Origin of the sequence: Bacillus sp. DB-2 (assembly GCF_003315125.1) — a bacterium.
GTDB classification, from domain to species: domain Bacteria; phylum Bacillota; class Bacilli; order Bacillales; family Bacillaceae_G; genus Bacillus_A; species Bacillus_A mycoides.
In genome coordinates, this window is record NZ_QNRN01000004.1 from 105,868 (window position 1) to 119,083 (window position 13,216).

Annotated in this window: 16 protein-coding genes and 1 pseudogene; 7 read left to right on the forward strand and 10 right to left on the reverse strand. The window is 31.1% G+C overall.

Features of this window, described 5'->3' with window-relative positions; translation table 11 throughout:
- Positions 1 to 113: 113 nt before the first annotated feature.
- The 4 genes from DET63_RS08335 to DET63_RS31020 all read left to right on the forward strand — a co-directional run bounded on the left by DET63_RS08335 (position 114) and on the right by DET63_RS31020 (position 2,644).
- A complete protein-coding gene (locus DET63_RS08335; protein WP_016101906.1) occupies positions 114 to 557 on the forward strand; it encodes an NUDIX hydrolase in 444 nt (147 codons plus the stop codon).
- Positions 558 to 587: 30 nt separating this feature from the next.
- A complete protein-coding gene (gene dnaN / locus DET63_RS08340) occupies positions 588 to 1,718 on the forward strand; it encodes a DNA polymerase III subunit beta (RefSeq protein ID WP_113936391.1) in 1,131 nt (376 codons plus the stop codon).
- 22 nt (positions 1,719 to 1,740) lie between these two features.
- Entirely contained in the window at positions 1,741 to 2,250 is a 510-nt protein-coding gene (locus DET63_RS08345; protein ID WP_113936392.1) for an NUDIX hydrolase, read from the forward strand.
- 148 nt (positions 2,251 to 2,398) lie between these two features.
- Entirely contained in the window at positions 2,399 to 2,644 is a 246-nt protein-coding gene (locus tag DET63_RS31020) for a hypothetical protein (RefSeq protein WP_113936393.1), read from the forward strand.
- 58 nt (positions 2,645 to 2,702) lie between these two features.
- Here the strand turns inward: DET63_RS31020 and DET63_RS08355 are convergent, their stop codons facing one another.
- Entirely contained in the window at positions 2,703 to 3,665 is a 963-nt protein-coding gene (locus DET63_RS08355) for an MBL fold metallo-hydrolase (RefSeq protein WP_113936394.1), read from the reverse strand.
- Between the two features lie 767 nt (positions 3,666 to 4,432).
- On the opposite strand from DET63_RS08355, the gene DET63_RS08360 reads away from it, so the two are divergent.
- Entirely contained in the window at positions 4,433 to 5,200 is a 768-nt protein-coding gene (locus DET63_RS08360) for a hypothetical protein (RefSeq protein WP_258550632.1), read from the forward strand.
- Between the two features lie 194 nt (positions 5,201 to 5,394).
- A complete protein-coding gene (locus DET63_RS08365) occupies positions 5,395 to 5,790 on the forward strand; it encodes a RidA family protein (protein WP_113769500.1) in 396 nt (131 codons plus the stop codon).
- A 710-nt stretch (positions 5,791 to 6,500) separates the two neighbouring features.
- Here the strand turns inward: DET63_RS08365 and DET63_RS08370 are convergent.
- The 6 genes and pseudogenes from DET63_RS08370 to DET63_RS08395 all read right to left on the reverse strand — a co-directional run bounded on the left by DET63_RS08370 (position 6,501) and on the right by DET63_RS08395 (position 10,982).
- Positions 6,501 to 7,316: a YwqG family protein gene (locus DET63_RS08370; protein ID WP_113936395.1), complete on the reverse strand. Its 816-nt coding sequence runs from the start codon at positions 7,314 to 7,316 to the stop codon at positions 6,501 to 6,503.
- Positions 7,317 to 7,394: 78 nt separating this feature from the next.
- Positions 7,395 to 7,802, reverse strand: a complete 408-nt coding sequence (locus DET63_RS08375; RefSeq protein ID WP_113936396.1) for a DnaJ family domain-containing protein — start codon at positions 7,800 to 7,802, stop codon at positions 7,395 to 7,397.
- A 21-nt stretch (positions 7,803 to 7,823) separates the two neighbouring features.
- Positions 7,824 to 9,019, reverse strand: a pseudogene (locus DET63_RS08380) (alpha/beta hydrolase-fold protein).
- Between the two features lie 79 nt (positions 9,020 to 9,098).
- Positions 9,099 to 9,464, reverse strand: a complete 366-nt coding sequence (locus DET63_RS08385) for a hypothetical protein (RefSeq protein ID WP_113936397.1) — start codon at positions 9,462 to 9,464, stop codon at positions 9,099 to 9,101.
- 282 nt (positions 9,465 to 9,746) lie between these two features.
- A complete protein-coding gene (locus DET63_RS08390) occupies positions 9,747 to 10,118 on the reverse strand; it encodes a YxiJ-like family protein (RefSeq protein WP_113936398.1) in 372 nt (123 codons plus the stop codon).
- A 12-nt stretch (positions 10,119 to 10,130) separates the two neighbouring features.
- On the reverse strand, positions 10,131 to 10,982 hold the full coding sequence (locus DET63_RS08395; RefSeq protein WP_113936399.1) for a patatin-like phospholipase family protein: 852 nt from the start codon (positions 10,980 to 10,982) through the stop codon (positions 10,131 to 10,133).
- A gap of 179 nt (positions 10,983 to 11,161) precedes the next feature.
- Here DET63_RS08395 and DET63_RS08400 point away from each other — a divergent pair, with 179 nt between their 5' ends.
- On the forward strand, positions 11,162 to 11,539 hold the full coding sequence (locus tag DET63_RS08400; RefSeq protein WP_113936400.1) for a PH domain-containing protein: 378 nt from the start codon (positions 11,162 to 11,164) through the stop codon (positions 11,537 to 11,539).
- Between the two features lie 121 nt (positions 11,540 to 11,660).
- Here the strand turns inward: DET63_RS08400 and DET63_RS08405 are convergent, their stop codons facing one another.
- Genes DET63_RS08405 through DET63_RS08415 form a run of 3 tightly spaced genes read right to left on the reverse strand, consistent with a single transcriptional unit; the run spans position 11,661 to position 13,191 of the window.
- Complete coding sequence (locus DET63_RS08405) at positions 11,661 to 12,185, reverse strand: GNAT family N-acetyltransferase (RefSeq protein ID WP_113936401.1); 525 nt, start codon at positions 12,183 to 12,185, stop codon at positions 11,661 to 11,663.
- Positions 12,125 to 12,646 carry a YfiT family bacillithiol transferase gene (locus DET63_RS08410; protein WP_002013255.1) on the reverse strand — a complete coding sequence of 174 codons (522 nt, stop codon included), beginning with the start codon at positions 12,644 to 12,646 and terminating at the stop codon, positions 12,125 to 12,127. The genes DET63_RS08405 and DET63_RS08410 overlap by 61 nt, the downstream gene beginning before the upstream one ends.
- Positions 12,647 to 12,669: 23 nt before the next feature.
- Positions 12,670 to 13,191 carry a GNAT family N-acetyltransferase gene (locus tag DET63_RS08415; RefSeq protein WP_113936402.1) on the reverse strand — a complete coding sequence of 174 codons (522 nt, stop codon included), beginning with the start codon at positions 13,189 to 13,191 and terminating at the stop codon, positions 12,670 to 12,672.
- Between the last annotated feature and the right edge of the window lie 25 nt (positions 13,192 to 13,216).

Below are 13,216 nucleotides of genomic sequence, written 5' to 3' on the forward strand. Positions count from 1 at the left end.
ATCTAATTCGTTTCGTATTAGTTATTTACTCAAATTACTTTTTATGAATCCAAGCAATTTAATGATAGAATAAAATAAAGACAGAAAATTCTCACCATTCAAGGGGGTTACATATGAAAAAAGTAAATGTTACATACGCACTTCTATATGATGAAACTCATGAAAAGCTATTAATGGTTAAAAACAAAGGGGAAAATGGTTCTTATTACACTTTACCAGGTGGAGCAGTTAAATTCGGGGAAACGTTAGAAGAGGCAGCAATTCGTGAAGTGAAAGAAGAAACAGGGCTAGATATATCCGTAAAAGGGGTTTGTTCCATTAGTGAAGCCTTTTTTGAGGAGAGAGGACATCATGCAATCTTCTTTAATTTTTTAGGAGAAATAATCGGAGGGGAAATCTGTATATCACGGCCAAAAGAGATTGAGGAGATTACCTGGATGGAATTAGATTCAGCAGAACCTTATTTACGTATACCAGAACACTTAAAAAGCCTTTTACAAAAGAAAGAAACAGTTCCTTATATTTTTAATGGAACTATTATTCATCAATCTTCATAAAGATAGTATTTCATTTAAGGCGGGGGAAAAATGGAGTTTATCGTTAATCACAAACAATTTACACAAGCTCTTTCAGAAGTAAGTAAAGCTATCTCAACAAAAACTTTAATTCCTATATTATCCGGAATAAAGATAACAGCAGATCAATCTGGAATTACTTTAATCGCAAGTAATTCGAATATTTTCATTGAAAAATTTATACCTATTTCAATTGAAGACGAACAAATTACAACTATTTTAAAAGCAGGGAGTATTGTTGTACCAGCAAAGTATTTCATTGAAATTATTAAGAAAATGCCAAGTGAGATTTTAATAAAAAGTATGAATGAGCAGTTGATTACAATTCAATCAGATGAAATTACTTTAAACTTAAATGGACTCTCGGCAAATGAATTTCCTAATGTACCATTTTTAGACGCACATACAGAAATACAAGTAGAAACGGAACAGCTGATTGAGGTATTCAAACAAACTGTCTTTGCAACTGCTAAAAATGAATCTAGACCAGTTCTTACTGGCGTACATTTCGTTATTGATCATAACAAATTAATTTGTGCTGCTACTGATTCGCACAGACTGGCTTTACGTGAAATACCCATTTCTTCACATGCGAAATTAAATTGCATTGTACCAAATTCGACTATTAGTGAACTACTAAAATTAATGAACAGTAATTCAAATTTAGTATACATATATCTTTCAGAGAGTCACATTATTTTTAAATTCAGTACAATTACGTTGTATTCAAGGCTTATTGAAGGAAAATATCCTAATATATCCGTCCTAATTCCAAATGAATCCCAAACGGTTATTAATATAGATAGAAAAAAGATTTTACAAGGTGTAGATCGGTCAAGTTTATTGGCTAGTGAATGGGCAAACAACAACGTTAACTTAGAAATCATCGACGAATGCACGATACAAATCTCTTCTAACGCTTCTCAGATTGGTAAAATATCTGAGACACAACAAATAGATGCTATTCACGGCGAAAAGCAATTAAATATATCTTTCGATGGACGATATATGGTCGATACTTTAAAAGCAATAAAAGAAGATAGAGTTACTTTAAGTTTTGGCGGTTCCATGAGACCGATATTAATTGAAGCAGGTGAACAATCTGCAGCAGTATATTTAATATCGCCTGTTAGAACTTATTAAGAACAAAGGAAGGAATTAAATTATGTACAAGCACACTTTATGTTTTATAAAAAGAAATGAAGAAATACTTATGCTAAATAGAGAATATGATCCTGTAAAAGGATTATGGAACGGTGTAGGAGGGAAGATAGAAAAAGGAGAAACACCGTTAGAAAATGCAATTCGTGAAATAAAAGAAGAAACAAATATAGATGTTGAACAAAATCAAATTCAATTTAAAGGCATTATTAAATGGGAGGATTCCTCATATTCTGGTGGCATGTATGTCTATTTAGTAGAGCTACTTAATGAATTTACATATCACACTCCAAAAAAAGTCTCAGAAGGAATTCTAGATTGGAAAGAGGTATCTTGGATTCTAAGTGACTATAATTACGGCGTAGGAGAGGTGATACCTAAATTTTTAACTGAAGTACTTTATAATGAATTAATATTAGAGCACTCTTTCGTTTTATCAAATCATAAATTAGTAGAATATAAGAATAAAGAATTAGCTCAGCAGAACAGCCCAATAGATTCAATACATAAATGAGTGTAAGCAGTAACAGAAAATAGCTAATGTAGTCGAAGTGAAACTAAAGATAAAATTTAACGTGAGGGAGAGTATTTTAAATAGCGGGAAAGCAAATATAGTAAAGTAGTAATTAGGGGAGATTAGTATGTAATAGAAGGAGGAGCTCATAAAAAAAGGAAATCACTTATTTTGGATATATATAACTAGTGTTACTATTATAATACCCTTAATTATTTACTTAGCATTGGCAACCTCTAGCAAAAAAGATACTCTTACTCAAGTGAAAAAATCCCCCAATATCCCATCTGCTATTCAAGATTCAAACGATATAGAAGACCCTACAGGATATTGGACAACAGAAAAGATGAAAAATGCAATTCCAGTAGATAAAACAAAAAATTTTAATAGATGAGTCATAAATGAATAAAAAGCGAACCATCAATATTAAATCGGTTCGCTTTTTATTATAATTATACTTCTCGCCACCAAGCTGACGTAGGATATTCTCTAGATTTTAACGTAATAGCTTCACCAATTTGTGGCGTTGCAATATTAACCCCTAAACGATTTGCTTCTTTCGTAACACGTTCAATAGGATCACTCCATTCATGTAATGCTAACGTAAAAGCACCCCAATGAATAGGAACAAGCAATTCTCCTTTAACGTCAATATGAGCTTGTACTGTTTCTTCTGGCAACATATGAATAGCAGACCATCTCGTATCGTACTGCCCGCATTCCATTAAAGTAAGATCGAATGGACCATATTTCTCACCAATTTCCTTAAAGTGAGGCGCATAACCGCTATCACCGCTAAAGAAAACTTTAGTTTCTTGACCAAGAATAAGCCATGAACACCATAAAGAACGATCTTTATCTGTCATACTTCGTCCAGAGAAATGCCTTGCAGGAGCGCAAACTAACTTAATATTATCAAACGTAATTTCCTCCCACCAATTATGTTCACTAATTTTACTAGGTGAAATACCCCATTTAATAAGATATTGCGCAACTCCCGTTGGTACATAAAAGTGCTTTGCGCGATCTTTTAACTGCATAATACTCTTGTAATTTAAATGGTCATAGTGATTATGAGAAATGATAATCGCATCAATTTCTTGAAGTTCATCATGTTCTAAAGAAAAAGCACCACTATACCGCTTACTATTAAACACAGGAAATGGGGAAGAGGCATCTCCAAACATAGGGTCTAATAACAATTTTTTACCTTCTATTTTCAAAAGAGAAGCAGAGTGCCCAAACCATGTCACACTCTCTAAAGACTCATTATTTTTATTCGATAAAACAATAGGTAAATTCTTTACAGGACGCAGCTTTGTTTTCATTTTAAAGTAATCAGTCATTAAACCAATAATATCTTTCGGATTAAAACTTACATCAGTCGGAATTTGATTCATATATTTCTTTTTCATTAGTTCTCCTTTTTACGTTTAACAATATACGTATGTTGTTATCGTAGCTAATTGTAGTTTAAACTATATCATTTTACCTTTCATCTTAAATGCAGTACATTTCATAAATTCTTCAAATTTATTATTTATATATAAAAAATAGAATTCATTTAGCAGCAGCTAAAACTAATATTATGTATTTGTGAATTGTTTTGTTTAAGTAAATTCTTTCTTATAAACAACAAAGACCGTATGTTTCTTTATATGTTATAGAAGCAGATAGGTAACTAATTATCCACAGGAAGGAGAGTCTATAAATGCTTGAAGAAAGAAAAAAGAAGTCTAAATATAAACTATTAAATAGCAATAACCAAATATAGAATTCTAGATAACCTTAGTATAGGTATTAACATAGCTATACTAAGGTTTTTTATTTGAAATCATTAAAGGATACTTATTTTTATTTATAGAACATAGTAAATACATAGATTTTACAATTAAATTACTAAAAAAGAAGGGATTTTAAAATGCTTGCTAATTATCCTCCGGAGAAAATACTTAAAACAACTTATGAGACAAAAATGATTTCATAAGTTGACAATTATCCAACTTTAAAAATAAGCGGAACAAACCTTCAATATTTACTTGTAATGCTCCATCATGGAATTGAGTCAAATACTATAAAAACGAAGCTAAATTGGACTAACGAGGAATTCGAAAAACAAATGCACGCATTAGAACTAGAGGGTTTATTGAATAAGACAGAAGGGAGTTACTATCCAACATGTATGGTTATAACAGCTAATGAAGGAGAAAAACTGTATAACCTATGTGAGCCTCTAATTAAAACTGCACTTAACATAATTGAAAAGTATTCTAATCAAATTGATGCTATGTCTAAAAGAATCGAGACATTTAATTATTTATCTAAAGAATCGTATAGTCTTTTACTTTATAGCGGTGTGTTATTAGATTCTGGACAAATAATTAACATTGAAGAAAGCTATTTAGAAACAGAACGGCCTTTGGGAAACAATAAAAGATATTATTATGCGATTCTAGAACAAGAACAAACAGACAAAGAGTCCTTTGGAATGTATGGTAATACGTATTTGGATTTAGGGGAAGTTCAAATTGGCCTTTTTAGAAACACACGATATACAACTTTGAATTTAATAACTGCGAATAAGGAAACGTTTGAAGAATATTTTCACGATGCTATTATCGATATTAATTATACGAAAAAGCAATTAGTTGAAAATTTTGCAGCAGTAGCTAGACAAGTAGACTTAAATTCAAATGTATTATACGAAAAATTAGGCTTATATAAAAATTCACAACCTGTTATCCCAGTGTTTACAGCCGTAGATTTATCTATACTTAACGAAATCGCGAACACGATCAGTGCAGATTTGATTTTATTATGTAAAGAAAATGAGAAGCCTTTAAAAGAATACTTTGCAAGCAGCAGATACTCAAAAGAAATAACTTACGAAGAATTTTTTATTTGGTGGTATCACTTTTTCTATACAAAGGTAACTGAAGAATTAATATAAAAAGGCGTAATTATAACAAGCGCTCAAAAAAATCAAACGTACATAATCTATTAAAAACTTTAAATTAAAATGACTAATATACTTTTGCATATGTAGCAGCTGAATGTTGTATAGACAATAATTAGTAAATAGAGGATAATCCGAAATCAAAACCTAATATAAAGAAAATAAGATATTAAAAAGAGAGAAGAGCCATGCAAAAGAAATTTATCAATCCGGAAACTATGCCAGCAACTTTTGGATACTCACATGTAGTTGAAGTTAGTAACGCTAAACGAACAATTTACATATCTGGACAAGTAGCAATTAATACTGACGGTCAAATAGTTGGAATTGATGATTTAGCTACACAAACACGACAAGTATTTGAAAATATTAAAATCGCATTAAAAACTTCAGACTTAAATTTTAATGATGTAGTAAAATTAACATTTTTCTTGACGGACATTTCTCAAATGGCCATTGTTAGAGATATTCGAGATCAATACATCAACACAAACAATCCACCAGCAAGTTCAGCTGTAGAAGTTAATAAATTGATTAACAATAAATTATTAATCGAAATCGAAGCAATTGCTGTAGCAAACTAATTTTAAAAACTTATTCTTAATCATATCAACGCAATTCGTTCACTTTAAACGAATTGCGTTTTTTATTAACTAAAATATAAATTATACACGGAAACATTCTTATCAATAACACAACATAAATAACTTAAAAAACAAATAACCACACAATCTACAACACATTATGAACCAAATTAAAAAGGGGAGCCTAACAACCATAACTAACATATAATAAGTTTATCACTTTTTACTAGTTAACATAATATATATTATACAAAGTTGTATAGAGTAAGTGTTTATCTGTATCAAAAACCAAGTAAACTATACTTAATGAGATGAAACGGGATTTTTAATGAGATTCACATAAAATCTTATCTAAATGAATTTCTACAGTTTTTATCGTTTATTTTGCTATAAATTAATCACAGCAAATCTTAATCGATTGATTATCGTTTAACGAGCCAAAAATAATTTTGATTAGCACGGAATTTTTTTATGCGAAATAAATTTTTCTATACAAATGATAAATTTCATTTTATGTTTTGCTTTATAGATTTATTGCTAATTACATATGTTTTATTATTTTATATTTTTGTTGTTATTTCTTTTATTTACGCTTGACTTTCATTGTATTCTTCATTCTAGTTAACATAACGTTTATTTTTAACGCAAAAGAAATCCTCCTCACCTTCAGGAAGATTTCTTTTGCTAGCTAGTAATCCATTTATCTATTTTTAGTAACAATCCCAATTGTAAATAACATTGGAAAAATCTAGGTTTAACAAATCTTCCTTACGTGTAAAGAAATTAGCAACACCAGAATCTCCCCACATAATATTTAATGAATCATCTGTATCGATTTGTAACAATAATATATCGTGTTGTTGGTATTTTTCTTCCCATTCCCTCGGATCTGTCTGTGTGAAAAATGGATAACCGCCAATTTTATGCCCTTGATCTTCGTATAGATCATCATACAGTTCGCCTAATTTTGTTTTATTTTCTTCATCAACAATTTCTTCCCAATCAATGTTTTCCTTAAAAATTTTTTCAAATCGATAATCTCTTGATGTTACTGGTTGATAATCCAATTCAAACTTTAGTTTAGCTGCTTCAGGTATGATAAAATGCTCTAAATCTAAAGTGTTTAAATAACTAAAATCAGTAATAACCTTAGTTAAATCTTCCGTTATTGTAGAATGATAAATAATTCGAAAGTCTTTTTGGCTAGTTGGATGGTCAAAATCTATTCCAAAAAGTTCATCATCAGCACTTACGAAAAATTGTAATAGTCCCTTTTGGGGCATAGTGTCAATATGCGGCATTTCTTCAAAGTTTAACTGCGCAAGTAGCATCATAGGTTGTCCGTTCGAGTCTTTAGGATGCTCTTGATTTATAGGTACATACGGATAGCCACCAAACTTACTTTCAAAAAGAGTTGTTTCTGCTTGCGTTCCAGACACTTTAATATACGGTTTCACACTTTCTTCTAAAATACTTCGATACTGCTCTAGTTCTTTCGGTAATTGAAGCTGATACGTATTCTTCATTTCTTCTGCCTCCCTTTAAAGATAAATAATAAATGCCTACCTCAATTATATTGCAAAAGATGGTTTCATTAAAAAAAGCTAAAAATCCGTTTTAACCCTCATTTTTTGCGCACTTGGCGGACAAAGTAAATTATGTTCTGAGACCTTTTTATTAATAGTTGTAATTAACATAGCTGCTTCTGCATTATCCGTTAGTTCTTTTAAATTTTCTTTTAGATGATCTATTTCCTTTGAAAGTTCAATCCACCTAGGCAAAACATGATTATTTTTCAAAGTTCTATAAAGTTGCTTGTCAGGATTATACGAAAGATCTTTATCAAGATTAAGAGGTTTCCCTTTCCCAGGTAAATCATTAAACGCTCCTGTCTTTTCTGCCTGTTTAACGATAGAACTAATATGATCCTCATACGTGAACGACCAAACTTTTTCATCTTTAACTAAAATTTCTTGTTTTTTAAGTTTTTTATCTAGCTCATCTTGATTCATAGATTCTCTCTCCTTTTTATTTTATAGTGTGGTTTTTGTATGTTTTAATGCTCTCAATCCATCAAATAACTTTTCTCGCCACCAAACACTGTCATGACCGCCTCGAAACTCTTCATAAGTATTTGGTATCCCTTATCTTTTAAAGCTCTATATAAGCGCTTATTAGCCGTTAAAAGGGGTTCATTTTCAAGTTGTCCTACTGCCAAATAAAAATGAGGTTGAGACGTATCGGGATTTACAGATGTAATTTGATTTTCAATCCACGGAATTTTATTTTCAAAGCCATCCTTTTTCCAATGTACGGATCCAGACATTGACAACACATTCCCGAAAATATGTGGATTTTGAAGAGCTGCATAAAAAGCTGCTAAGCCACCGAGACTGAAACCGGCAATTGTTGTATTCCTCTCTTCTTGATATACGTGATACTTAGCTTGAATCCACGGAAGTAATTCCTCCGTTAAAAATGTATTCATTTTATCGTTATAGGTTAGCTCTTCTAGCCGATCAACAGGATCTATAGCAACAGCTATACAAGACGGAATTTCTTTTTTATAAATTAAATAATTGAGTGTTCTTGTGATTGAAAGGTCTTTAATAAAAGAATTCCCATCAAATACAATGAGAAGTTCATGAAGGTGTGAAGTTTGAGAATAATTATGAGGAGTATAAATATGAATCTTACGTGTATTATTTAAAGTTGAACTATAGAAAGAATATGTTTCAATTTCTCCAGATGGATAATGATTAGAAGGAAATCGACTATCATACGGCACTTTCATATCTATTTCTAACACGGATGCTTTATTGGCATCTTCTCCAAATACATTTCCATTAAATCGGTCTAGTCGGTACTGCTCACTACGCTTTATCCAATCATTTTCGAAAAAATCATTTACTGAAAAATAGTAAGTTGAAATAAAACGCTTATCCGTTCTAAACGTTCGATACCAAATATCTGTATGTAACAACCGTTGCAATTGATTTACAGACAGATCCCAACCAGGAAAACTACCGAATACATAAACGTTTTCAGTTTTTCGGTCCCCTAACCATATATACGTTATAAGCTTATACCGATTATCTACTGGACACTGTTCTATTAATGGCGTATTATTTGACTTTATTTCATGCAAAAAAGTATAAAAAGCTTTCTCGTTTCCGTTTTTCAATTGATTATTAAGTTCCTCTAACTTTGGACTAATTATTGAAGTCATCCATCTTCCTCCTTTGTATTTCTTTTCACTAGATTGCTTTTATAAAATTTAGGATTAGGATGTTATGTATTTAGATGAGTTATTTATTAGAAAGTTTATCAATTGCCTGAATAGAAAGCTCCAACGCTTTTATCCGTCTTGTTAAAAGCGTTCTTTGAGGACTACCATCTTTAGACTTATCATAGGCTCTCTCAATTGATGGGAGCAAACCAGCAAGGACATTACGAGCTTCTGCCAACTCTTCTTGGCTATACCGATGACTTTCTTGATTCCACACGTTCTCTAACACTGCTAGCCCTATGCAAACGGCTTTAAGCCTTTTTTTTACTAAGGTAGTATTTGCTCCTTTTTGAGTCATCTGTGAAAAAGCATTTTCAAGTTTACGAATTGTCGATTGTAAAGATTTTATTGATTCCAATTTATCTATCTTTGACACGTTTTCCATGTTAGTGCTGTCCCTTCTGCGTTTCTAATTTATTTTGTTTAATGTTTGATAAAATCGTTAAGAACTTGATTTTACTCGAAATATTTTAACATAAATAACTATATTCAAGTTGGACAATAACTTAAAGGAAAACGGCTACTAAACTTATTCTCTCTCCCTTATATCATTCTATATGTACTTCTTTCTTCTCATTAGAATTCCTATATAAACAAGTTGATAATATTGTATATTTTATGAACTAAAAAAACGCACAAGCTATATTTAACCTGTGCGTCTTCGTCTTTATTCAGTAAGATAGTAAAGTAATAGTTTCCGGGACTTCTCATAATTCATAAAATCTCTATGCAAAATAGGATACTTCACAATTTCTGTTTCTAGAAAACGATATTGTGGAAACCATTCAAAAAACGATTTTCTTAGCCACTGTATTTGCTGAAACGAAATATTCTTTTCTTTTTTATTTAGTACAGAATTTAAAGTTGCTGCTGTATGCATCCAATAATAATTTAAATCAGAACTTATGCAATCATCTTCTGTAAATATATTTTTATAATCTTTCCGTACTTTTAGAATGTCACAATTCGGAAATGGTTTATATAGAGGACTATGCATTTTCTGCAATTCATTAAAAATAACTTCTTTTCCTAATACCAACGTTCCACTCCTTTATTTCTCCATCCAATTCAATAAATTTTCATAATGATTATGAGCATCTTTATAGCCAAGATTATATAAATTAACGAGCTTTTCTTTATTTCTTTCTATTCCGCTTATAGGAAGCTGTGCGCTTGGCTGAATTACATAAAAATTATCTTTTTGTTCGTTGTGATTCATATAAGATACAGTTTCATTATAAAAACGATAATGTTCTACTAAATGCTCTGCGATTTTTGGATATCTTCTATATAAAATTTTAGCTAGTCCAGAAAATTTATTACGCTGCTTCTCGTATCCTTCTGGCTTTGTCATTATAACAACGTTTTTTAAATAACCATCATTTTGCGCTTTAAAAACTGGAATAGGATCTATAATCCCTCCATCTAACAATTTTCGATTATCATATTCTACAGCAGGTGCTATAAACGGCACAGAGCTTGATGCACGAATAATTTTTAAAATATCATTTCCATGTTCTGTTTTATTATAATAAACTGCCTGTCCTGATTCGCAATCAGTCGTTCCGATTACAAACTGTTCATTTGAATTTAGGAAAGTTTGAAAATCAAACGGTACAATTTTGTTTGGTACTTCATCAAATAAAAAATCCATTCCAAATAATTCACGTTTTTGAATTAAGTTTCGATAAGATATATACCTGTGATTTGCTACTAGCTCTGTATTTACTTTCTTATTTCTTCCTTTTTGACGCGACAAATATGTTGCTCCCATACACGCTCCAGCGGATACACCGACTACATACGGAAAGAATAAGTCCCTTTCCATAAAATATTCGAGTACTCCTGCAGTATATAACCCTTTCATTCCGCCGCCTTCTAATACTAAACCGATATTTTTCATGCTATATCCCTCTGCTTCTGTTTTCTTAATTATATGTTAGCACAAGATTTTAGGATGAGGTTATATAAATTGGTTGCAATAATAACAAAAAACTATTGAAGCAATGTCATAATCTATTAGTCATTCGCATGGTACAATATAAGAAACTCATTCCACATATTATAAAGGAGGAATTTCATATGGGTTTATTTAGTGGTATTTTAGGAAATGCATCAAGTGCGAGTACAGAAAGCGTTGAACGTGATTTAGAAAAGATTATGCTAGATGATGAAAAAGTTGAGCATGCTTATAAATTAATTCGTGATTTAATCGTATTTACAAATCGTCGTCTTATTTTAGTAGATAAACAAGGAATATCAGGTAAAAAAACAGAGTATCATTCTATTCCTTATAAAAGCATTACACAATTTAGCATTGAAACAGCTGGGCATTTTGATTTAGATGCAGAGCTTAAAATTTGGGTATCTAGTATGGATGATCCAATTAAGAAAGAATTTAAAGGTGACGATAGTATTTTAAGCATTCAAAAAGCGTTAGTAACATATACGACAAAATAACGTATTTTTGTATATTTATTCACTTTAAAAATTACTAACCCGAACTTTTTGGAAGAATATACATTAATTTTGTATTTTCAATCTTAAATAACATAAAAAGGTAAAGCATTTAAAATGTGCTTTACCTTTCTTTTTTATAATAAATTAAAGTTGCTTTATCATTTAATTTCTTTTTAAATTCCGCTCTTATATATCCCATCTTTTCGTATAGAAAACAATTTCGTTCTTCCTCTAAAATTGTAGCAAGCTCCCAAGTCGTTATTTCCGGAAACATCTCCTCGATTAAAATTAATACTTTTTGAGCAATTCCGTTCCCTTGATAGTTTGGGATAATAAACATCGGACTTATCCAAAATTTAGATGCCCCTTCTGCACGTGATATACATATCGCGCCGACAAGATTCGTATTTACGAAAATTTTATAAAATCCACCGTCCAGATTATTTATTCTTGAAATCGTTCTTTCAATACGTTCATTTGCCGGACTTGTTTCATAGTCCTTATACTTTTCTAATAATGAACTAAATGATTCTACTTGCATTTGAAATATAATCTCTGCATCAATTTCTGTCGCCTTCTCTAATGTTACCAATTTAAACGCTCTCTTAAAGAAGTAATATGAGCTGTATGATGACGACCATGCCATGCATATAGTCCAATTGCAGCAGCAAGTTTTGTTTCTCCTGATTCAGGATGATTAAATGTCTTTTCTAAATCTGCCGGTTCTAAAGAATATAATAAGTTAATCCATCTTTTATGTAATGAATCTAGCATTACAAGTGAAACATCTACTGGTAATTTCGAGTCAGGTAGCTCTGCCCATTTTTCTTCTTTGTACGGTTTAATAGTTGGATTCTTTTCTGTCAGTGCTAATTTAAAGCGTATGTAGCTATTCATATGACTATCAACAACATGATGAACAACTTGGCGAACAGTCCATCCACCGACGCGATACGGTGTATCTAACTGCTTCTGATCTAAATCTTTTATCGCTCTTGCTAGTTCATTAGGTAGATCCTCTATTTCTTGAATCCATTTATCAATTATTTCTTCTGTAATAGTTCCTACATAAGTAAATTGACCTATTGGATAACGTAAATCCTTCATGTACATGTCCCTCCCTATTATTTTTAACCCTTAGTAGTCCTCCAAATATAATGTACGAAATTTACGTTTTCCCCGTTTAAATCTACAGTAGTTGTCTCCGCTTCCTTTTCACGAGAAAATCCGTTCTTTTCTAATACAATTTGTGAAGCTATGTTATTTGTTGTTGTCATAGCATGTATTTCATTAATTTCATAGACTCTTGCTTGAGCCAAAATCAATTTTACAGATGATGCTGCAACTCCTTTTTTAGTAAACTTCTCTCCAACTCGGTAGCCTAACGACCCAATTCGTTTTTCCTTATCTACATCAACTAAATTGATACGTCCTACAATTTCTTTTTCTGTATTACGTATGAGATGAAAATAAGAAATCCCCTCAGTTTGTTCTTTTAATAGTTCGTCAAGTTGCTTTTGAAAGTATTCATACACGTAATAATTAGAGCCACGACTTGGTACCATTGCTTCAAAAAATGATTTGTTCGTTAGTTCAAAGTTAAATAAATCTTCAGCGTCTTGATTCTTTAATTGTTCTATGTATATTTTCATCCAGTTTACCCCTTCTTGATTTACT